Source organism: Alkalihalobacillus bogoriensis ATCC BAA-922 (assembly GCF_000621445.1).
Taxonomy (GTDB): domain Bacteria; phylum Bacillota; class Bacilli; order Bacillales; family Bacillaceae_F; genus Bacillus_AO; species Bacillus_AO bogoriense.
Genome location: NZ_JHYI01000015.1, coordinates 121,803 through 144,398, shown reverse-complemented (window position 1 = coordinate 144,398; position 22,596 = coordinate 121,803). Strand labels below are relative to the sequence as shown.

Genomic DNA, 22,596 nt, shown 5'->3' with positions numbered 1-22,596 from the left:
AGGGCTAACCAAATGGTTAGCCCTTAATTTTACTCGTCAGCTTCTAATTCTTCTTCATCGTCAAGGTCAGCTTCTAAACCTTCATCGTCAGCTGGCTCGTCTAAGTCATCGCCTTCTTCAAGACCAGTTTCTTCACCTAAGTCTGTTTCTTCTTCAAGACCTTCATCTACACCATCATCGATTGGCTCTTCGATTGCTGGTTCTTGATCAAGCGGCTCCTCGATACCAGTGTCATCTGTTGCGTCACCACAAGCTGCTAATAAACCTAATGCTAATACTGCTGAACCGACAGTAGCAAATGCTTTTTTCTTCATAATAAATACCCCCAATAAATTAATTAAACTAACGACTAACGTTAGTATGTCGTTATACTATCATCCTCATTCATGACGGTCTATAGATTTCCGGTTTTTTTGGCATTACTCAAGCACTGTTACAAACTCGTCTAGACTTTTACATAATTGTTACGATGATTTCACATGAAGTGTTTTAGCTTTTTTCATAATTGGGGCTTTTATTATTGTAACTCTTTGCTCCGTTTATCGTCTTTTAGAATAATGAGTTCTATGTTTCAAGATAATGGGGGTTACTATATGAAACAAATGCTTTTCGTTGTATTCGGGATGCTGCTCTTAACTGGATGCGGGCAAGGACAAAGCGGTGGAAAAGATGTAAGTCCTAATGCTGATGATGTTACTCAACAACCTCAAATGGCCACTGTAGAAGAAGAGGATTTCAAACTTTCTTTATTTACTAACAAAGCTGTCTATAAAGAAAATGAACAAGTTAATATTTGGGCAGACTTTGGTTTTTTTGGTGAAGAAGAGAAAATGACGATTGGGCATGCGATGCATTATCTCGGTTTTCATATTGAACAAACGGACGGGGACTTATCCTTCCCTTATATGATGCCAGAACCATATGTCTTAACGACTTTAAAACAAGGAGAATGGGAAAAAACGGATTATGAAAAGAGTACAGGGTTTGACGGTGGCGATCCTAATGCCGCGTTTTATAAGAAGTGGTTAGAAGAGGATGAAGTGACGTTTCCACCTGGGACATATAAGGTAACCGTAGTTGCTCATTTTATTATTGATATGAATGAAAGTGACCTACTCACTGAAAGGGATAAAACATCGTATACAATCGAACAATCCTTAGAATTTACAGTTGCTCCTTAGTTGGGGGTGCTTAGTTTCGTGGTTGCGAGAGAGAATGAACGGTTCACCTGATTCATTCTCTCTCTTTTATGTATTGTTCAATCATTTTGCGACTAGTTGGAATCATTTTATTTGGTAGTTGATGCAGAGGAAAATATTTCACATCGTAACTTTCACCATCGGTAATTTTTATCTCCCCTTTTACCTCTTTTGTTTTATACGTCACAATAATATTATACACTTCGTCACCATTCGGATACATAAAGTAAAAATCTTTTCCGGAAAACACTTCGTATAACTCGAGTTCTCCGACTGTTAAGCCTGTTTCTTCATATACTTCTCGCCTCGCTGCCTCTTCTGTTGATTCCCCAATCTCCATAAATCCACCAGGAATTCCCCAGTCATTTGTATCTGTCCGGTGCTGTAATAATACCCTGTTTTGGTCATCTTCTATTATGACTGCACACGCAGTTAAAAGTAATGGGCGCGATCCAACATGAGAGCGAATCATCTTTATATAATCCATAGGTGTTTCCTCCGTTAATGTTAAAGTTATCGTTCTTTTCTACTATGACAAAAAAAGTTGATTACAACAATGAAATGATTGTAATCAACTATTCTTTACTATACTCACTTAAATATTTGTTTTCTGTGACTACCCCAAAATTTAATGTAGAGTTTTCCTTCATCACACTTAAAAAATTTAATCCCTATGAGTTCGAGCGGAGTCCAAATTGGTTTCATTTGATACAATGGCACAATAATTCCTCCTTTTCAATATTTTACTATTTATCTTAACATCCCTATCTTATATCTACTACCATTTTAATCACAAAAGACTAAATTTTCGTTAGACAAAATACCCATTTTTTTGCAAAATTATATATTTTTATATTTGTTAGAGCTATGTTGTAACCGTTGGTATACAAAGGATTTTCTTATTATAAAAGTTTCGACAATTTTTTCGTGAGTATTGTCATAGGTATATTTTATTCCGAATTTTGAACTATTGAAAAAAAAAACAAATTCAAGGTTTCAACATGTGAATAAATAGTTTGTACACACAATTATGTATTATTGATTCCATATCTCTCATTTTTGCGGTCAGAGCAGCCGTTATTTGTGAACATGATACGGGTTTCCGTTTTTAAGCGGCCACAGGAGCGCTTATTAACGCAAAAGCAAGTCTATTCCTCGCGAAATATTATGAATAACGGCTCCTGTGTCCACCTACATTCCAAAACGTTAGTAATGTTCACAGATAACGGTTTTCACGTCCGCTTAAATACTCTATACAACAAAATCGGTTGTCTCATAGTACCCCAAACCTTAATTCATTCTAAGAATATATAAGCGCATTGTTATTTGCAGATCGACTATATTATAGTTACGCTAAACAAGAAAAAAAAGACGAGTAAAGTCATAACCTTCACTCGTCTTTTTGGCTATTTTTTTAATGCAAACATCATTTCTGCTTCTGCTGCGACCTTATCTCCAACATAAGCCACACCTTTACCAATACCAATCGGACCTTTAAAGCGAACCATTTCAACTTCAAGTCGTAGCTGATCCCCTGGTCTTACTTGCTCTTTAAAACGACATTTATCAATTCCGGCAAACAGGGCAATTTTCCCTCTGTTTTCTTCTAACTTTAACATCGCGACTCCACCGACTTGAGCAAGAGCTTCAATAATTAACACACCTGGCATAACAGCGAACTCTGGGAAATGTCCGTTGAAGAACTCTTCATTTGCCGATACGTTTTTAATCCCGACTGCACGCTTTCCTTCTTCCACCTCAAGAATGCGGTCAACCAACAAAAACGGATAACGATGAGGAATAATCTCTTTAATTTCTTCAATGTTTAGCATGTGGTTCCTCCTTTTTGGGTGTCAGTCACCCAGTATTTTCCTATGTACATAATTTCTATTATACCACACCGTGGACATGCTTTAACAGGGATTGAAGTTGGACTACCTCTGTATGAAATACGTAATGTCCTTTTGGTGTGGACAATGTCCATTTTGGGTGTCAGTCACCCTATTACCTCAGTCCGAAGGACTGTTTTAACCAAGACTTTTCACTTTGTATAAATATGTGATAATAAAGCGCTTCTGGAAAAGGAAGATGTGAGTATAAAAAAGAGGGAGTAATATTGGGGTTGAACGTGTGAAATAAATAGGAGAATAAACTGCTCCAGCAGTAGTCTTCAGGTGAAGCTACCATTCCTGCATCATACGGATTAAGGTGAATATACTTAGAAGCATCCATAAAGTAACTTGATGATGTTATCAAACCAGAATAATAACGACCTTGAAACAAGTGACCGACATAGTGATAACGTTCATTGTAATATTTAGCGTAACGTGTTGTGAGAAATTGCATGATTCGTGAGATAGGGGTTGTTTTCGTTTCGATGAGGAGATGAATGTGGTTTGTCATTAGACAATAAGAGTGGAGAAGAAAAGGGTAACGCTTTTGCGTTTCTATCAAAAGAAACAAATACATATTGTAATCCGCTTCATCATGAAAAATCGGCCATTTTCGGTTACCACGGCATGTAATATGATACATGGCACCAGGATACCAAATCCGTTGTTTTCGAGCCATAGGGGGATCGCTCCTTTATCAATTAAATTGAGGAAATAAAAAAGGGGAAAAAGAGGGAGTAAAGCAAATTGTCCACCTTAGGTGGACAGTGTCTATTTGGGGTGTCAGACACCCCAAACAAACACCATCATTCCACACCGCGGATGATATCTAATATGTGGGTCCATGTTTCTTCTTCTAGCACTTCTGCGGGATCGCCGTTTCCGATAATGCCGTAACCTACCATTAATCCACCTGCTAACGAAGCAGCGGCTAACAAAACGAAAAGGATAATTCTAACCCAAATAGGAATAAGACGAATGCGGCCTCTTTTTTTGCGCTTTCGCCTTGTTTTCTTTTCTTTTTCTTTTTTTTCTTTTGCTAGTTTTTTATCCTGAGCTTGTTCTTCTTGAACAAGCTCAGCTTTTGTTTTCGAATTTGATTCAAGTTCTTTATTCGTCATAGCGTCTCCTTACTAAGCCGTTTCTTAGCGGATTGAGTTCACTAACCCCATCATTTGGTCAGCCATTGTAATCGAACGGGCGTTATATTGATAAGATCGTTGTGTCATCATTAATTCCGTCATTTCTCGGCTCATATCAACGTTAGACATTTCTAGTGACCCTTGTTGCATTGAGATTTCGCCTGCACCTAATGCAGTAATAATATCAGCAACATTTAATCCTTGTTCAGCTAAATTTTCAGGGAGTCCAAAAAGGTTCTCTCCCATTTGAATTAACATTTGTGGACGTTCAGCGCGGACTACAGCCAATTGACCTGCGTCCACATTCCCGCCACCGTTTAATGATACACTTATTCTTCCACCTTCACTAATGGTAATGTCTTTAAAATTAGCCGGGATTTGAATCGGACCATTTTCACCCATGACATAATGTCCTTGGCCAGTAACTAAGTTTAACAATTGCGGATTATTTGCATTTGGACTTAAATAAAAGGCCCCATCTCTCGTATAACGCGTTTCTGGGTTTCCAGCTACATCGACTTGGATTTCAAAAAAAGTACCTTTTGTCGTTAATGCGACATCAAGTGGGCGTTCAGTTTGTTGCATCGCTCCTTGCTCAAGTCGCATGGCAGTTTGAGCAATTTTTGCACCTGCACCGACGCGAATGCCGTTTGGAGTAAGACGACCAACTTCTTTACTATGAACCAATTGATTATTCACTTGTTGGACTAGAAGATCGGAAAAAGATGCTTCACGACGTTTATATCCAATCGTGTTCGTATTTGCTAAGTTGTTTGAGATTGTATCAAGCTTTTTTTGAAGCTGACCCATCGTGTTCGAAGCCGTAATCATCGATGTATTCATTAGTCATTACTCCTTTCTAGCCAATTCGGCCGATTTCATTAACCGCTTTTTCTAAGCTACGGTCGTATGCTTGTAATACTTTTTGGTTTGCTTCAAACGTACGGAATGTATTCATCATTTCCGTCATCGTTTGAGCAGTATCAACATTAGAACGCTCAATAAAACCTTGTTGTAATTGATATGTGACTTGCCCGTTTCCGATTGCTGTTGGAAGCGCTCCTTCACCATCAAAACGCAACAACCCATTTCCTTCTTTAACAAGCAGCATTGGATCTTCAGCAAATGTCACTTGAATTTGCCCTACAACATTACCTGCTTGGGTGACAACTTGTCCATTACGGTCAACTGTAAAATCTTCTGATCCAACAAGCATACGGTTGCCCGCTGTATCACGAACATAATGGCCTTCCGTTGTTACGAGAAAACCACCTGCATCAACAGCTAAACTGCCGTTTCTAGTATAACGGACATCACCGTTTTCATTTTGCACTTCAAAAAATAACGCGCCTTGACGCCCTTGCTCATTAAATGGCATAACGCCTTGCAGCAATGCAAGGTCAGTTGTATTTCCTGTTTCATGTATATCGCCTTGCCTAAAATTCGGCATTGTTTCTTGTAAATAAACACCCGTACTTAGTTCCCCGACATGATGAGAATTTGGTAGCATGTTCGATGTATTCATTGCTTTAATTAACATGTTAGGAAAAGCTCGCAGTGACGCTTGGTCAGCTTTAAATCCTGGTGTATTCGCATTTGCAAGGTTATTTGTCAGCATTTCCTGTCTTTGCTGTTGTGATACCATCGCAGCAGCAGAACTATAGATTCCTCGAAGCATCCATTATTCCTCCTTACCGTTTTAAAGACGGATTACAGTATCTATTATATCGGATCCCTATAGGGAAACTTCAACTGTTAATTATAGCCTAATTCTTTTTGACGACATGCGGTCAAGGTTTTCTAATATAATTCCTGTTCCTTTTGCAACGCAGTGCATCGGCTCATCCGCTACTAACACAGGTACTTTTAATTCTTCTGCTAATAATAAATCAATTCCGTGCAATAATGCACCACCGCCTGTTAAAATAACCCCACGGTCGATAATATCAGCTGAAAGCTCTGGAGGTGTTTGCTCAAGGACGCTTTTTGAAGCTTGTACAATATAAGAAACTGCTTCTTGCAATGCTTCTTGAATTTCTGCAGAATACACCGTAATTGTACGTGGAAGACCACTCACCATATCACGGCCACGAATTTCCAAGCTTGTCTCCCGTGCATTTGGGAAAACAGTCGCGACTTCTTTTTTAATCGCTTCAGATGTTCTCTCACCGATTAATAACTTATATTTCTTCTTTATGTAAGTCAAAATTTCATGGTCAAACCGGTCTCCTGCTACTTTAATAGAAGAGGCGGTGACGATATCACCCATGGAAAGAACAGCAACATCTGTTGTTCCACCGCCTATGTCTATGACCATGTTACCACTTGGTTGAAAAATATCCATACCCGCACCAATCGCAGCGACTTTCGGCTCTTCTTCAAGGTATACATTTTTTCCACCGCTTTTCTCAGCTGCTTCGCGGATTGCTTTTTGTTCTACGGAGGTTATGTTCGTCGGGCAACAAATCAAAATACGCGGCTTCGAAAAAACATTTTTCACATTTACTTTGTTCAAAAAATGTTTTAGCATAGATTCTGTTAATTCAAAGTTGGCGATAACTCCATCCTTCATTGGTCGCATGGCTACAATATTCCCCGGGGTACGTCCAACCATACGAAATGCTTCTTCCCCTACTGCCAATACTCTTTGGGTTGTTGCCTCAAGCGCCACAACAGATGGCTCATCAAGGACAATCCCCTTTCCTTTTACATACACTAAAACATTTGCCGTTCCTAAATCAATCCCTATATCCCTACCGAACATGTAGCGAATTCCTCCCTGTATAATATCTCAAATTATTCGTATCGAAAAATGATTCCTACTAATGATCTATTTTATCACATTTTGTCAATACAGGGATTGATTTCTTTCATTAAATGCGAGTTTTTTCGACGGCTTCTTCCACAACAGAATCTTTCTTGTATTTTACCTTTGTTGCTTCCCCACCACGTAAGTGTCGGATCGACTTATGATACTCCAAAATTTCTTTTACTTCATTGGCCAGCTCCTGGTTGATTTCAGGTAATCGTTCAGTCAAATCTTTATGGACTGTACTTTTAGACACCCCAAATTCCTTAGCGATCGTTCGGACTGTCTTTTTTGTTTCCACGATGTACCTGCCAATCTTGATAGTACGTTCTTTGATGTAATCGTGCACACCACTCGCCTCCTAATCTATGTCGGTGATTGGTACATTTTATTAAGGAGCGAGTCTATATATACCAATAAGTCAAGCTGTTTTTTCACAATTGTCAAATTAATGTGTAATGAGTTTCCTTTGTAGCAAGTAAAAAACAGCTATTGTAAAGCAATTTCAGCACAAAAAAAGTTCACATCACTGATGTGAACTTTTTACATTATTTTTTTAAATCATTGACTTTATTTCACCTGACTTTTTATCCACCGTATACCAACCTAGCGTAGCCGTATGACCTACGCCGTTATCAACCACTTCATATACTTGAACGACATACATCCCGTCCTTTTCATGGTCAACAACGACATGGATGAAATCATCATGTTCAACACCCAACTCTATTTTGACTAGGCGTATAGCATCTTCTTCCGTTAATTCCGTGTTTGATTTGTCTACGTCTTTTTCTTGTTCAGCAGTCTTATCTTGTTCTTTTTGTTCGTCTTTTGTATTCAAATCTGTTTTTGACTGACTTACATCTGACGTTTCTTCTTCTACTTGTTCCTCAATTTCTTCTTTCTGCTCTTCCTCTTTTTCCACTTGCTCTATATCTTCAATAACTGGCTCTTCTTCTTGTTGGACAACGTCTTTTGAACATCCAGCAATGATAATACTTACAACGAATAAACTAATCCATACTTTTTTCATGTTAACTCCTCCATTTTGTTCGTTCATTTTAATAAATGGGTTATTGCTTGTATTGTATCATATCAGTTGACAAAATCTACAATGCTTCGACATCTAGTAAATTTTACACATTTATATTTTTTCAAGTTTTGCTTTATTCTGGGCTTTTTTTGAAAATACATCCAACTTACAACTTTTATATAAAAAGTAGTTGTCGAACTTTGTAACTAGGAGTAAAATGATATCAAATACCTATACTCTTTGAAAAGGATGTTATCCCATGAATGCTATTGCAGAATTGAAATTACAAGAAGTTATTAAGAAAAATCGACTGCTTTTATTTTCTTTCTCATTTTCATTACTCGCAGCTGCGATTCTCTCATTAGTGAAACAAGATTTTTTTACAATGACGTTATACGTCACTGAGCTCATCTTATTGTTTGTTGGTTATGTTTTGCTTCATCGTGTATTTAAAAAAGAGTTCATTTATCCATATTTATTTATTGGTATTTGTTACTTTTATATGTTTTTATCTATGTCCATTAGCGGTGGTGGGATTGTCGCCGCGCTGATTACGTTTTTCATCCTTTTATTATCCGTTGTGCACATGAACCGAAATGTTCTTGCGATGGGCGCTGGATTAGGATTAATTTCACTCATCATCAACATCTATTTCTCTAGCGATAGCGGCTTAGGGCAAGCAGGAAGTTCTTTAATGTTACTTTTCTTTTTAAGTATTGTTGTTTGTTCTGTCCTTGTTTATTTAAACAACCAACAAGGCAAACAACTTGAGCAATTTGTCTTACAAAGTCAAAATGATGTAATCGAAAAAGAAAAGCAAAAGCAAAAACTCGAAGAAAGTGTTACTGGCATCATCGAACGTGTCACGGCCGTTAATGAACAACTTCAAGATAACCTTGAATCCCAACAGCAAATTGCTGTTGCTGTAAATGAAATGGCAACAGGTAGTGGAACGCAAAGTGAGCAAATAACTGGTATTGCAACAAATGCATACGAAACAAGAACATTAATGGATGAACTAGATACTCATACAACACAATTAAAAGAGATTTCAGGTTCAGCTTATACTGTTTCTGTTGATGGGAACCAACAAGTTGTCGCTTTAACAACGAATATGGCTGAACTCGAAACATTGACACAAGAATTAAACCGTATTTTTGAACAATTAACTGAAAAAATTTCAGAAACGAATACGTTTGCTGATAGCATTAAGCAAATTACAGAGCAAACGAACTTGCTTGCCTTAAACGCTTCGATCGAAGCTGCGCGTGCAGGTGAGTCTGGTAAAGGTTTCGCTGTCGTTGCAAATGAAATTCGTAAATTAGCAGAAATGACGGGCAAAACGACAGAGAAAATTACCGTAAATCTAGCAGAACTAAATACAAACAATGGCTTAGCTGTTGATAAAATGACACAAAGCCAAACGAAATTCGCTGAAAATCTACAAGCAACAAACACAGTGACAGATTATTTCAAACAGCTTTCAAATCAGCTTGAGCAACTAAACACACGCTTTACAGACTTCCAGCAGTTAGCAACTGTCGTGCGTGGGAACTCAGCCAATGTGGAAAGCTCGACTTCTGACTTAGCAGCCATTATTGAACAAGCATCTGCAAGTCTTGAAGAAATGAGTGCAACAATCGATTCATTAAATGACCAAAACAAACAAATTTCTGAATCGATGGGCGAAACAGCCGACATCGCAGTGAAAATTTTATAGTAATTTGACGTTGCATATAGCGGAACGTGTCTATCGGACATACGTTCCGCTATTTTTGTTAAAAACGGCCTTTTTGAAAAGCTTACGGACATCGGTTCCGTTATCTTATGAAAATAGTATGTTTTCGTTGCTTTTTCTCGTCGTTTAACGGAACAGATGTCCGATAGTATTTATAAAAGAGCCGATTTTCATGAAATAGCGGAATACATGTCCGTAGAAATGCCACCTTATCCTTTCAATAGCATGCTCTCAAGTAACGCTTCTGGAGACAAAAGCTTCTCTCCTCCTCCTTGAGCCATCGTTTCACTTCCGCCACCTTTCCCATTAATCAGTGGTAAAATAGACTTCATGGACTCTTTCATGTTCAGAGGAACATCTTCACTTCTCGTACAAACGACTTGAAGTTTTTCTTCAGTTTCACTTATCAAAAAGACAACTACGTTATCTGATTTTTGCGTGATGCTTTTTGCTAGTTGTTGGAGCTCTTGCATTGGCCGCTGTTGATAGATTTGTTTGACGAGGCGATGTCCATTCCATTCAATGGATTGCTCGATTGTTTTTTCTAATTCCACTTGTAGTAGTTCGTTTTTTAACTCAGCAATTTCTTTTTCTAACGATTTTTGTTGTTCAAATACGCGAGACGCGGCCCCCTCTAATTGTTCTTGCGGGGCACTGAATAATGAATTTAAGTGTTGAATAACTTCGTGTTTTTCATGTAATTGTTGGCGTACTCGATTTCCACAAATAAAGTACACACGTGTATGTTTCTTTTGCTTTTCCCAATGTAAAATCGTTATCGCATTTACTTGTCCCGTTGAATTCGGATGAGTTCCCCCGCACCCGTTATAATCAAAGTTCGGGATGATAACGAGACGAATATTCTCGGTTACGGCTAATGCCTTTCTTAACGGCAAATCGCGGAGTTCTTCTTCTTTTACCCATCTCGTTTCAATTGGATGATTTTCTAGAATAACCTCGTTTGCTCTTTCCTCAACTTGATTTGCTTCTTCCTCTGTCAAAGTGGGAATATCCAGATCAATCGCACACATCTCTTTTCCTAAATGAAAGCTCACTGTTTTATATCCAAACAGTTCTTCAAATGCCGCTGTTACAATATGTTGACCAGCATGCTGCTGCATATGGTCAAACCGTCGCTTCCAGTTGATTTCTCCAGTGCATTCTTTCACGTCTAGAGTTTCTTCTATATAATGACGAACTTCTTCTTCAACTTCCTCAACATCAACGACCGGTACATTGTGTAAGAAACCAGTATCATGAGGTTGTCCACCACCAGTCGGATAAAAAGCTGTTTTATCTAACACAACATAATGGCCTTTTTCGTCTTGATTTTGTTCTACAATTTGGGCTGTAAATGTTTGTATGTATGGATCTTGATAATATAATTTTTTAGTTTTCACTCTTGTTCTCCCTTCTGACACAAAAAATGCTTACCTTTTCATTATAGGTAAGCACGTTCAGATTGAACAATATTATTATGAACTTTTCGCCAAACGACTTGGCTTTTTTATGTCCTTCATCCATAATCCATGTTGATTACAATACACATAGAAGCGGCCACTTGAAAATTTCGGAACCCGGAATTCCGCATTTTGTTCAGGATAAAACGGGATAAATAGCATTTTATCACATGTAACATACGCCGCAAATGCGAGAAAGTGACTTTTACTCATTTCATGCTGAATGGAAATAAAATACTCATGTTCAATTTCCTCAACATGGATTTTATGGTTTTGGTCCTCTTTTTTCGCTGTTAATGAAGTTAGTTTTCTACCGCAACAAGCAATATCTGCTTGTGTTGAACTTGTCATCGTATTGCCGCAGCTAGGACAAACGTAAAATAACATTCGTTTCAGATTTCCTTGATTCCTATCATTAAGCGCTAATTGCCCTTGTAAAATATTTTCAATATTGACTCCTAATAGAGCAGATAATTCCGCAAGTAACGAAACATCTGGACACCCTAACCCACGTTCCCATTTTGAAATTGTTTTGTCACTTACTCCGATCGCATCGGCAATTTCCTTTTGTGTCATATTCTTTTCCTGACGAAGCTGTAACAGTAGTTTTCCAATTTTACTGCAATCCATGTCATTCACCTCCATGTAATGAAATGATAGCAATGAAGGGATGGATCCACAATAAACGATCCGTTGAGTTGTTAGCCCTCGACTTTCGCAACGCCTAGAGCTAAATGCTCCCAAAGAATTTCCTCAACTTTTTCAACGAGTTCATCCGGACAATTGATAACAACAATAACTTCGGATGTTTTGCCTTTTACTTTAGCTTTTCTTTTATGTACGACTTTAAAAATAAAATAATCGATAATAAATCCGATGAGAAAGCCACTCGCAGCACCAATTAATCCCCAATAAATCGGGCCCCACTCTAACACAAAACCAACACTAGCACCTATTACGGAAAAAGCAGTAGCCAACGCCGCTCCTTTATCAAATAAACTCACACCATCTGCACGGTGGAGTGTATCAAACAATCTCCTTTCCTCCACGCGATTAATAAGGGGCACAGCAAGAATATGAGATTTCTCCACTCCGATTTTTTCTAATGAAGTCAACGCTAACTCTAAATATGTAGAATGCTCAAAAGTTGAGAAAATTTGCAACGGTTATGTCACCTCATCCGAAATTACTGGAAACTTCACTTCGTATTGTTGATAATTTTTGCTTAAAAACTTTCGTTGTTCACTTTCAAATAGTTTGTTGTTTTCCACTGTATTGACATAAGAATCATACATTGAAAAACCGACATGAGAAGGGATAAACAAAAGCCATTGTGCATCCAGTTGCTGTGTTGCAAAAGAAATATCACCAAGAAACAAATAATGAATCGCTACAAGAATGTTTGAAAAATAAACAAAAACAATCATAAAAATCATGGTGAACACCGCCGTTACTACGCGGTGAATATACAATTGACCTAATCCTGGGGTTAATAGTGACCAAAGTACAGCCATTACCGGTCTCCTTTTATCTAAATAATTGATTTCCACCGCTCCAATCGCATAACTGTTAAAAGTAGCATTTTCCCTTTCCGCCAACATAAACACTTTATTCATATCAACAGTAGTCCGGTAACTATCCCAAATAGCAAACAGATAAACCGGAATATATAGTAACATCCAGCGAGGTTCGAGCACATTCTTTGCCAACTCAATGTTACCAGTAAAAGAGTACACCATCGCCAAATTTAAGTTCGACATATTATTAATTAAAATTTCCCACATAAATAAGGCATAACCCCTTAAATACTTGGATAATAGAAGATGACCAAATCCTGGAAAAGCAGCTGACCACCATGCGATTATATATGGATTTCGGAGATGTAGCTGTGTTGTCCCTATCGAGCTTACATATGCTTTAAATCGCCGCTCTTTATTTGTTGGAGTGAAATTATGCATTGTAGAAGCATCCTCGTCTTTTTTGTTTTGCTTTTTTAAGTTTTACTAATTTTGGATTTATATTCTTAATGCATGACATGAAAGGTGTCTTTTTACGACAAAAAACCATCCTAAGCACCGGATGTACTTAGAATGGTCTACTACTCTTTGCTTGATAAACTAATATTTAAAATTGAGAGTCCAACAACAAAAACAAAGTAAACGAACCGGGGCGCCACCTTTACCATACTCCATCGTATATCCTATAGCAATCAGCGAAAAAAATAGGTTGTAGAAATACTATGTCATTCGTTTCAACGAACATTTAGATTTCATCGCTTTTTTCGTTTTTTATTCGATTTCATTTTTAAAACAAACTGACATAGAAATGCTGATAATATACCTACCCAAAGCAGAACCTGACTCGTGAATAAAGAGCTCTCCTTTAAGCTATACGCTATACTGTCTAGTAATAGGAGAACTATAATAACATAAAACGCGAATGCGCAACTTTTCCTCCAAAGAACTTTGTCACGTTTTGGTTCTTCTTTAAAAAATATACCCACAACAACACCTACTTCTTTCTCAGTTTTTCACGTTATTCGTTAGAGACATATTATCATAGTCGCCATGAATACGTCTTCTAGATTTTTACGGACATGTGTTCCGCTATTTCTATCAAAATGCCACTTTTTTAAAAGCTATCGGACATCTGTTCCGTTAATCTAGTTTTCAACCCCGCTAAGTCCTAAAACGAGGCGATTAGCGGAACCCTTGTCCGTTAACATTGAAAAACACCTATATTTCCTTATATTAACGGAACAGTTGTCCGATCGGTCGCCCCTCCTCCCTCGCCACAAAAAAATCCCTACGCACATCATGTACGTAGGGTGAATTTCTTCTATAATTCTTCTCCATTTGTTGCAATGACTCGCTGATACCAGTCGAACGACTTTTTCTTTTTGCGCTCAAGCGTTCCTGTCCCGTCATCGTGTTTGTCGACATAAATAAAGCCGTATCGTTTTGAAAATTCACCGGTTGACGCACTTACTAAGTCGATACATCCCCAGCTTGTGTAACCCATTAAGTCTACACCATCTTCAACGGCTTCTGCCATCGCTTCGATATGACTTCGTAAATAGTCGATACGGTAATCATCTTGAATTGAACCGTCTTCTTCCACTTTGTCATACGCACCTAGTCCATTTTCTACAACAAAAAGCGGAAGTTGGTAGCGGTCATATAGTTTGTTTAATATAATGCGCAATCCTGTAGGGTCGATTTCCCAGCCCCAGTCGCTTGCTTGTAAAAATGGATTTTTTACCCCTTCTAAAAGATTTCCTGGTGTGATTTCAACACCTGTTTTATCTTTCATTTGTGTGAGCGACATATAATAGCTGAAGCCAATATAATCGACCGTGTATTCCTTAATTAATTCTAAATCTCCCGCTTGAATATCTAACGTTACATTATGTTCTTTAAAGAAACGTTTCGAGTATGCTGGGTATTCTCCTCGCACATGAACATCTCCACAGAAAAATGTGAAAATCTGTTCTTCTTGCAAAGAGTACATGACATTTTCTGGGTTGCAATCATACGAATACACCGGTGCGACAAGAATCATACATCCAATTTCGGCGGTAGGAATAATTTCTTTGCACGCTTTAACAGCTAAGCTACTCGCCACAAATTGGTGGTGGAACCCTTGGAAAATTTGCTGATATTTCGTTTCTTCCTCTTCTACCGAAAATCCCATACTCATAATCGGGAAATGAAGAGCACTATTGATTTCATTAAAAGTCATCCAATATTTCACTTTTTCTTTATATCGATTGAAAATCGCTTTGGCATATCGCTCAAAGAAAGTAATAACTTCGCGACTGCGCCAACCACCGTAATTTTTTACTAAATTTAGTGGCATCTCATAATGTGAAATCGTCACAACCGGTTCAATTCCATGTTTGTGTAATTCATCAAACACGCGGTCATAAAAAGCAAGGCCTTCTTCATTTGGCTCTAACTCTGTTCCTGTTGGAAAAATACGTGACCATGCGATGGACATGCGATACACTTTAAAGCCCATTTCCGCAAAAAGAGCGATATCTTCTTTATAACGATGATAAAAATCAATCGCTTCATGGTTCGGATAGTTATATTTTTCGTTGTCAATTTCAAAATCAAAACCTGGTTCTTTTAATACCTTTAATCTTTCTTTTCCCCCAGGTAAAACATCGGCAATATTTAAGCCTTTATTTCCTTCATGAAAACCACCTTCTAATTGGTTTGCTGCTGTTGCACCTCCCCATAAAAAACCTTCTGGAAATCTTTTGTTTTCTCCACTCATATCTATTTCCTCCTTATCGTTGATTCATTTTATGAAAAGGGGGAGAGCCCCCCAAAACACACGTTATTAGCGAACTAATGTTAATAATGGTTCTTTTGCTTGAATCTCGACTTGCTTTGTTTCAATAACTTCAAGGTATTGATCTGTATTTGTAATAATAATCGGTGTTGTCACATCAAAACCGGCTTCTTTAATATTCTCTAAGTCAAAAGATACTAACAGGTCTCCTTCTTTGACGGTATCACCTTGTTTGACCACTGGGGTGAAATGTTTTCCATTTAGCTGAACGGTGTTTATCCCGATATGAATTAATATTTCTGCACCATCATTTGTTGTCAGTCCAATCGCATGCCCTGTTGGGAATACAACAGAAACCGTTCCTTCAACTGGTGATACGACTTTTCCGACAGTTGGTTCAATCGCAATTCCTTTTCCCATTGTTTCTGAAGCAAATGCTGCATCATTCACTTCTTGTAATGGAACGACCTTCCCTGTCATTGGACTTACAATCTTTTCTCTTTTTGTTAATGCAGGACGATTGTCTTCATTTTTGTTTGCTTCTTCAACAGGTTCTTTTGCTACAGCTTTTGTTCCTTTGATTTCAAAACCACCTAGTAAAACAGCCAATAAGGCTAATCCAAATGCAATCATTGTACCAATGAGATACGTTCCAATTGGTGAGAACGCTGGGATGGCAAGGAAGCTAGGAAAGGCAAACACTATTCCTTTGGGTCCTAACATTCCATTAATCGCACCACCAATAGCACCTGCAACGATAACATACACTAACGTTCGGCGATAACGAAGAAGTAATCCATAAAGAATCGGTTCAGTTACTCCTGCCAACGCCCCTGGGAAAAACGTCGAACCCGCTAAAGCTTTTAAATCCTTGTCTTTTGCTTTAAAGAAAATTCCAAGTGCTACACCAATTTGAGCGAACACTGCAGCTGCAAACATCGCAACAAGTGGGTCTCCACCAGCTGCTAAATTAGCAATAATAATCGGAACGAGCCCCCAATGTAAGCCAAACAACGTTAACAACGTCCAAGCCGCTCCCATTACAGCACCAGTTATTAAACCACTTCGCTCTGCTAAGAACATAATGACAGAAGCAATGCCATCCCCAACATATACGCCAAATGGACCAAAGATAAGAACGGTTAATGGAACAATCACAATTAGTGAAAGCATTGGTACCATGAACATTTGAATGTCTTTGTAAATGATTTTCTTTAAAAATTTATCAAGTAAAGCATAGATCGAAACTGCAATGAAAACTGGAAATACCGTTGATGAATAATCAACAATCAAAGCAGGAATTCCTATGAAATCCGTTGCACCACCTTCAGCCAGAAACCCTGTCAAATTCGGTTCAAGTAATGCCGCTCCAATCGAACCCCCGACATAAGGATTCGCCCCAAGTCGAATCGAAAGCGTAATTCCTAAAAAGATAGGAAGGAAAAAGAATACTGCATTACCTGCTGCTGATAAAATTTGATATGTTCCACTTCCTTCAGTTAAAACTCCGGTCATCGTTAACACAACGAGTAGCGCTTTTAACATCCCCGCACCGGCTAGTGCACCTAATAAGGGAGAAAAACTTCTAGAAATAACGTCAAATAGTTGTGATGTAATCGAGCCTTTCGGTGCATCCGTATCTGATGGCCCACCAATATTTGCGATTTGTGCGATCGTTTTATATACTTCATTCACATGGGAGCCGATAACAACCTGATGTTGTCCCCCACTTTGAACGACACTTAATACACCGTCAAGTGCCTCTAGATTTTGTTTGTTTGCTTTTGTCTTATCATGTAAAACAAACCGTAATCGAGTCGCACAATGGACGACACTTGCTATATTTTTTTCCCCACCAACGTTTTCAATAATTTGTTTTGCTAACGTTTCGTACTTCATATTTGTTCCTCCTCTGTATTCTTAATAGTTTTTGTTTCGTTCAATGAAAAAAACCTAAATTGAGCCTATTGTTTAAGCTCAATTTAGGTTTTGCCTGATTCGTCACAATCCTAAATGTGTATTTTATTTTTTTACAACTCTTTCAATATGAATCGTTAAATATAACAGCTCTTCTTCCGTTAATTCATAATCATATTGTTTTTCTACAAACTTTTTAATTTTTTGCGAGCATTTATGTGCTTCAGGGTACTTCTCTTTAATGACATTTAATAAGTCATCACCTTGTTCATTTTGATAATGATTCCCCTTTACGAGACGCTGCGCAAAAAATTTCAAATGGGTAATAAAACGATAATAATTTAATGATGTTTCATCAAACTCAATTTTAAAATGATATTTCACAACTGTTAAAATATCTTGAATGACCTTTGTCATATCAACAATATTATGCATATCTTCATTTAATTGAGCATTCACAAGATGTAGGGCAATAAACCCGGCCTCATCTTCAGGAAGAATGACGTTAAATTGGTCAAATATCATATTTAACGCTTCAATGCCAATTTCAAATTCCTCTTTATACAACTGCTTCGTTTCCCAAAGCAATCCGTTTTTCACGGGAATGTTTTTATTATGCCGTTCCACCGCAAAATGAAGGTGGTCTGTAAGCGAAATGTAAATGCTATCATTTAACTTCTTGCCTAATTCAAGCTTAGCATAATTAATGATTCTCTCCGATAATTCCATATATTCTAACGGAATATCTGCAATTAACGTCTTAAACTTTTTTGTGATGTCCTTGTCTTCTAACGTGAAGATTTTATCAATTTGTTCATTTGCCACTTCATCCCCAGCTCGCTTTTGAAAGGCAATACCTCGCCCCATCACGATAACTTCCTGGTCATCTTTATTTGAAACAATGACATTATTATTTAAAATTTTGACAATCTTCACTTGAAACACCTCCACCACAATCATAGAAAAAGGCAAAACCATATACTTGTGTATCAAGTAATCGGTTTTGCCTGATTTAACAGTTACAATCCGTTCATGTATGCGCTTTTTTTCATCATACAACACGTTTTTTTAATTTGCAACCGTTTTAGGTTTAAAATTTTTGTCCAATTAATGGATGGAGGAGTGCGAGTTGTTAACGGACACATGTTCCGCTATTTCAACTAAAATAACGTTTTCACAATTTCTATCGGACATCTGTTCCGTTAATCTAGCAATTTCGCCCCCTGCTACGCTATGAATGAGGCGAATAGCGGAACACATGTCCCTAAAAATGAGAAACAGCTATATTCCGCTTAAATAACGAAACAGATGTCCGCTAAGAATTCGCCCACTCTACTTTTCTGCGAATTCTTCGCCATCTTCATTCACAACGACGAGTTCCCCTTTAATTTTACTGACTCCAATTAAGATGTAAGGGTTAGTTTCATCGGTTTCTTCTTGTTTCTCAGTAACGGTTATTGTCGTTCTTTCTTTCGTTGTTTCTAATTCAACGAACTCTAATGTTTGATTTGATGTTCCGGTGGAAACGACTACCATCTTTTTTCCTTCAGAAATGGTAAAAACAGAGTACCCACGGAAATCTGGAAGAGAGAGTTGGAGATGATTGACATAGGACGCCACTTCTCCTACTTCTCCTACCCTTTCTTTCTCTAGCACCCATGTGGTATTTCCACATGCTGATAATACAAACACCATTACGGCAAGCATTAGCCATTTTTTCATAAGAAACCCCTTCCTCGTACTGCTTAAAAATCTGTGTCCCACGCAAAAAAGAAAACTACCGCTCCCTGTTCACATTGTGGCGGTAGTTATATGTCTATTCTTTTGGCGTTGCATAAATGATATACCGTTCTGGTGCATTCCCAACAAAATTAAACGGATAACATGTAATAACAGTCAGAACTTCATCCGGACTTGTTGAACGAATAACCGTCCGGTCGTCTGCATCGACGATTTCCGTATCTTGAATAATGTATTCATAGTCGCCGTATGGCATTTCTACAATAAAAGAATCGCCAATTTCAAGCTCACCTAATTTTGTAAACACGGTATCACGATGACCAGATAGGACAACTTGATCAAGCTGACCTGGAAAGGCAGTGCCTGGATAGTGGCCAACACCACGTTTTAATTCATCCTCATCTACACCATAAACAATTGGTAATTCACGATCAAGAGCTGGAATTTGCAAGATTCCAATCGTGTCGCCGACTTCTGCTGTAAAGTCCTTTGGATCAAATTCTTCTTCGACAGTTTCTAGCCCGACACGTGCTTCTACTAATGCTTGTTCTTGCAACATATTCGATTGCCAAATTTGCCAAGCACTAAATCCAATTAGAATAACTCCCCCACCCATTAATAAGAAAGAAAAGAACTTACCCATTCGATCACTTCTTTCACTTTTTTCTTTACGATACTATTATGTAAATTATACATGCTTACCATTATGATTGGAAGCGGTTTAAAGCAAATCTATTGTCACATTATGGAAAAACCCTCTTACCTTTTAAATAAGAGGGGAATAATAGTGTTTACTTTGTTATAACACGTCTTCTTTGGATGACATAAAAGAATGCTCCAGCTATAGCAAGCAAGCTACCAATTACGAATAAATTATAACTATCCGTTGCTGTTTTCGGTAGTTTTTTGCCTTCTTCCACACTTTCCGTAGTTTCTTCTTCTGTGCTAATTTCTTGTTCTTCTTTTTCTGACTCTATATTCTCGTTGTCAGTAATTACTGTTTCATTTTCACTAGTTCGCTCTTCTGTAATTCCTGATTCAGTGTTTTCATTTTCTGTATCTATCGGATTAGATCCTTCTGGTTGATTTGTATTACCTGGACCCGGTTGATTATTCCGTTCTTCATCATCTGAGTCTGTAACTGGGTCTACTTCACTTTCTGGTAAATCAGGTCCTTCTTGATTTACTTCTTCTTCCGGTGGTTCAGTTGAATTCACTTCAACTGCAAACACACCGAATGTACTAAAGTGATTTGTTGTAACTGTAATTGTTCCATCTGTGTCATTTACAAATTCGACACCATTATTCGTAAATGTCCATTCATTTTGTTCATTTAAATATCCGACGACAGCTTCTTCATTTTCAGCTAATCTAGACTCATCATAGGTGAACGTTAATGTAACAGGTGCTTCAAAACTTGTTACAGCTTGTTCCCCTTGGAAAATTTTAAACGAATACACTTCGCTTAACGCATCGGCTTGTTGTGGTACATCTTCTAGTTTTTCCATGCTAAATGTTGTTTCTACATCTGCATCGGTTAAATTTGATAATGGAATTCGCATTGACGCATTTCTACGGTCAAGTTCAACTTCTGCATTCTTCGCTTTTAATGATTGAATTTGGGCAGAAGTAAATGGAACTTTAGCTAAAGCATCCCCTTGAGCCAATTCTAAATCAACCGATAGGACAGCATTTTCTTCCACCTCATTAACTAATTCCTCATTTACAACCCAATTATTATCTTCTGTTTGTACAGGTTGAGTGACAGTACGGTTAACAGGGGCTCTTTCAAAAATACCGTAAGTTCCGGTCTCATTAATATCGGTAAATAGACCGAATCCTAGAAAGTCGACATTTGACATTTGCCGTTGCTCCCACCCGTTATTGTTTAACTTATATAAATTAACTCTACTTTCATCTCGGTTTTGGAAGTCAAAGAACAAAAAGATTGCTTTTCCAGGTATGGACAGCTCTGTAAGCTCAACACTATCTTGTGTAATCTCATACTTTAAGATTTTACTAACAGCTTGGCTCCCCTGAGGTGCTCTGTTAACAGTTGACAAAATAAGCGTCGCTTGTTTGTCATTGGCTAAGTTATTTGCATTAATTCCAAAGCCACCGAGTTCTGAGGATAAAAATAGCGTAGCATTTTTTTCCTTCAATAGATTTACCTGTTCACTTGTCAGTTCCAACATAAACTCTTGAAGGTGATTGGCTGAAACACTAACTTCACCATTATCTAGTAACTGTTCTAATTCCTCGTTCCCTACCGTTGCGATGCCTGTTGTTTGGTCAGGCGATACCGAAATGACTTCGTTGTTAATTGGATTATCCAAAACAAAATCGCCTGGTCGATAAATAAATCCAGTATCAAGAGGATACGAATTGCCTAAAGCATAAATATTAAATTGGATAATAATTCGATATTGATCGTCAGGGTCTAAGTTTGTAAACGTATATGCATTTTGCTCTTTAACATTCACGTCAGGAACAAAACTCTCATTAATCATTAGCCAACTACTATCAGATACAAAACGGTTTGGGATATCATAACTCCATTCAATTGAGACCGAGTTTTCTGTTTCCTCAGTGATATCCAAAGTAATCATTTCATCATAAAACACCGTTATTTCTCTATCTAGCAACTGATGAACAACTTGATAGGATGGAGATTGAGGGGTCATATCAAGATTATTATTAAATAATTCGACGAATTCTAACGCTTCAAACTCCTTTAACATACTAATATCACTAATATTATTACTATTAAAATTTACATAACGTAAATTTGATAAATCTTTCAAAGCACTAATATTATTAATATCATTATTAGCTAAACCTACTTCCCATAGATTCGGTAAGCTTGCAAGAACACTTATATCACGAATCGCATTGTCAAATAAGTGTAAACGTTCTAATTGTTCTAGCTCCGCAAGTAGTTCAAGGTTTTCCAGGTGTCCGCCTTGTATCGTTAACGCCACTAAGTTTGTTAATCCAGTAAGTGGTGTTAAATCAGAAACTGAATGCCTTTCATAGATTGCAAAATGTTCTAAATTATGCGCATATTCTAAACCTGTTACATCACTAATATGGTCTTCATATATATCTAGATAAGTTAATTCTAATAATGCCTCTTCCGTTATCACTTCAATATTTAGATTTTCCTTTATCACTCTCTCTAAATTAGCATCAGCAAAATACACTTCATCTGATACCGTTTGAGCGGTTACAGAAGGGAGTACTAATCCTTGTAGTAATATAGCAATAACAAATATGATTTTTAATTGTTTCATTGTTCTCTCCTTGTCGTCTTGAAGTTTTATAGTTTCGGTCTTTTTATGTAAAACCAGTTCTTTTCACACCCTCC

General features: G+C 37.6%; 22 protein-coding genes. 2 read left to right on the top strand and 20 right to left on the bottom strand.

Annotation, left to right across the window (positions count from 1 at the left end; translation table 11 throughout):
• Positions 1-29: 29 nt before the first annotated feature.
• Positions 30-314, bottom strand: coding sequence for a hypothetical protein (locus T323_RS0108280; RefSeq protein WP_026672860.1), 285 nt, complete (start codon positions 312-314; stop codon positions 30-32).
• Positions 315-593: 279 nt separating this feature from the next.
• Here T323_RS0108280 and T323_RS0108275 point away from each other — a divergent pair, with 279 nt between their 5' ends.
• Complete coding sequence (locus T323_RS0108275) at positions 594-1,181, top strand: hypothetical protein (RefSeq protein WP_026672859.1); 588 nt, start codon at positions 594-596, stop codon at positions 1,179-1,181.
• A gap of 52 nt (positions 1,182-1,233) precedes the next feature.
• Here the strand turns inward: T323_RS0108275 and T323_RS0108270 are convergent, their stop codons facing one another.
• From T323_RS0108270 to T323_RS0108225, 9 genes are all read right to left on the bottom strand, one after another.
• Complete coding sequence (locus tag T323_RS0108270; RefSeq protein WP_026672858.1) at positions 1,234-1,686, bottom strand: NUDIX hydrolase; 453 nt, start codon at positions 1,684-1,686, stop codon at positions 1,234-1,236.
• A 919-nt stretch (positions 1,687-2,605) separates the two neighbouring features.
• Complete coding sequence (gene fabZ, locus T323_RS0108260) at positions 2,606-3,031, bottom strand: 3-hydroxyacyl-ACP dehydratase FabZ (RefSeq protein ID WP_026672857.1); 426 nt, start codon at positions 3,029-3,031, stop codon at positions 2,606-2,608.
• Between the two features lie 172 nt (positions 3,032-3,203).
• On the bottom strand, positions 3,204-3,770 hold the full coding sequence (locus tag T323_RS0108255; RefSeq protein WP_026672856.1) for a transposase: 567 nt from the start codon (positions 3,768-3,770) through the stop codon (positions 3,204-3,206).
• Positions 3,771-3,897: 127 nt separating this feature from the next.
• The gene (locus T323_RS0108250; RefSeq protein ID WP_026672855.1) at positions 3,898-4,212 is read right to left on the bottom strand and encodes a DNA-directed RNA polymerase subunit beta; all 315 of its coding nucleotides are present in this window, start codon (positions 4,210-4,212) and stop codon (positions 3,898-3,900) included.
• A 24-nt stretch (positions 4,213-4,236) separates the two neighbouring features.
• A complete protein-coding gene (locus tag T323_RS0108245) occupies positions 4,237-5,076 on the bottom strand; it encodes a flagellar hook-basal body protein (protein WP_026672854.1) in 840 nt (279 codons plus the stop codon).
• 16 nt (positions 5,077-5,092) lie between these two features.
• Positions 5,093-5,911, bottom strand: a complete 819-nt coding sequence (locus T323_RS0108240) for a flagellar hook-basal body protein (protein ID WP_026672853.1) — start codon at positions 5,909-5,911, stop codon at positions 5,093-5,095.
• Between the two features lie 81 nt (positions 5,912-5,992).
• Positions 5,993-6,997 (bottom strand): rod shape-determining protein, encoded by a 1,005-nt coding sequence (locus tag T323_RS0108235; RefSeq protein WP_026672852.1) that lies wholly within the window; start codon positions 6,995-6,997, stop codon positions 5,993-5,995.
• A 109-nt stretch (positions 6,998-7,106) separates the two neighbouring features.
• The gene (gene spoIIID / locus T323_RS0108230; RefSeq protein ID WP_026672851.1) at positions 7,107-7,391 is read right to left on the bottom strand and encodes a sporulation transcriptional regulator SpoIIID; all 285 of its coding nucleotides are present in this window, start codon (positions 7,389-7,391) and stop codon (positions 7,107-7,109) included.
• 207 nt (positions 7,392-7,598) lie between these two features.
• Positions 7,599-8,075 carry a hypothetical protein gene (locus T323_RS0108225; protein WP_026672850.1) on the bottom strand — a complete coding sequence of 159 codons (477 nt, stop codon included), beginning with the start codon at positions 8,073-8,075 and terminating at the stop codon, positions 7,599-7,601.
• Positions 8,076-8,334: 259 nt separating this feature from the next.
• On the opposite strand from T323_RS0108225, the gene T323_RS0108220 reads away from it, so the two are divergent.
• Positions 8,335-9,795, top strand: coding sequence for a methyl-accepting chemotaxis protein (locus T323_RS0108220; protein ID WP_026672849.1), 1,461 nt, complete (start codon positions 8,335-8,337; stop codon positions 9,793-9,795).
• A 227-nt stretch (positions 9,796-10,022) separates the two neighbouring features.
• Here the strand turns inward: T323_RS0108220 and T323_RS0108215 are convergent, their stop codons facing one another.
• The 10 genes from T323_RS0108215 to T323_RS0108165 form a co-directional block, all read right to left on the bottom strand.
• The gene (locus tag T323_RS0108215) at positions 10,023-11,213 is read right to left on the bottom strand and encodes a serine-tRNA(Ala) deacylase AlaX (RefSeq protein WP_026672848.1); all 1,191 of its coding nucleotides are present in this window, start codon (positions 11,211-11,213) and stop codon (positions 10,023-10,025) included.
• Positions 11,214-11,288: 75 nt separating this feature from the next.
• Entirely contained in the window at positions 11,289-11,903 is a 615-nt protein-coding gene (locus T323_RS0108210; protein ID WP_026672847.1) for a helix-turn-helix domain-containing protein, read from the bottom strand.
• Positions 11,904-11,974: 71 nt separating this feature from the next.
• Positions 11,975-12,436 (bottom strand): hypothetical protein, encoded by a 462-nt coding sequence (locus tag T323_RS0108205; RefSeq protein WP_026672846.1) that lies wholly within the window; start codon positions 12,434-12,436, stop codon positions 11,975-11,977.
• Between the two features lie 3 nt (positions 12,437-12,439).
• On the bottom strand, positions 12,440-13,231 hold the full coding sequence (locus T323_RS0108200; protein WP_026672845.1) for a hypothetical protein: 792 nt from the start codon (positions 13,229-13,231) through the stop codon (positions 12,440-12,442).
• Between the two features lie 880 nt (positions 13,232-14,111).
• Positions 14,112-15,554 carry a glycoside hydrolase family 1 protein gene (locus tag T323_RS0108190; protein ID WP_026672843.1) on the bottom strand — a complete coding sequence of 481 codons (1,443 nt, stop codon included), beginning with the start codon at positions 15,552-15,554 and terminating at the stop codon, positions 14,112-14,114.
• 66 nt (positions 15,555-15,620) lie between these two features.
• The gene (locus tag T323_RS0108185) at positions 15,621-17,471 is read right to left on the bottom strand and encodes a beta-glucoside-specific PTS transporter subunit IIABC (RefSeq protein ID WP_026672842.1); all 1,851 of its coding nucleotides are present in this window, start codon (positions 17,469-17,471) and stop codon (positions 15,621-15,623) included.
• Positions 17,472-17,594: 123 nt separating this feature from the next.
• Entirely contained in the window at positions 17,595-18,425 is an 831-nt protein-coding gene (gene licT, locus T323_RS0108180; protein WP_026672841.1) for a BglG family transcription antiterminator LicT, read from the bottom strand.
• Positions 18,426-18,821: 396 nt separating this feature from the next.
• Complete coding sequence (locus tag T323_RS0108175; RefSeq protein WP_026672840.1) at positions 18,822-19,211, bottom strand: hypothetical protein; 390 nt, start codon at positions 19,209-19,211, stop codon at positions 18,822-18,824.
• A gap of 94 nt (positions 19,212-19,305) precedes the next feature.
• Positions 19,306-19,872, bottom strand: a complete 567-nt coding sequence (gene srtD, locus T323_RS0108170) for a class D sortase, LPxTATN-specific (protein WP_026672839.1) — start codon at positions 19,870-19,872, stop codon at positions 19,306-19,308.
• A 148-nt stretch (positions 19,873-20,020) separates the two neighbouring features.
• Positions 20,021-22,522, bottom strand: a complete 2,502-nt coding sequence (locus T323_RS0108165) for an LPxTATN C-terminal sorting signal domain (protein WP_026672838.1) — start codon at positions 22,520-22,522, stop codon at positions 20,021-20,023.
• Positions 22,523-22,596 lie beyond the last annotated feature (74 nt).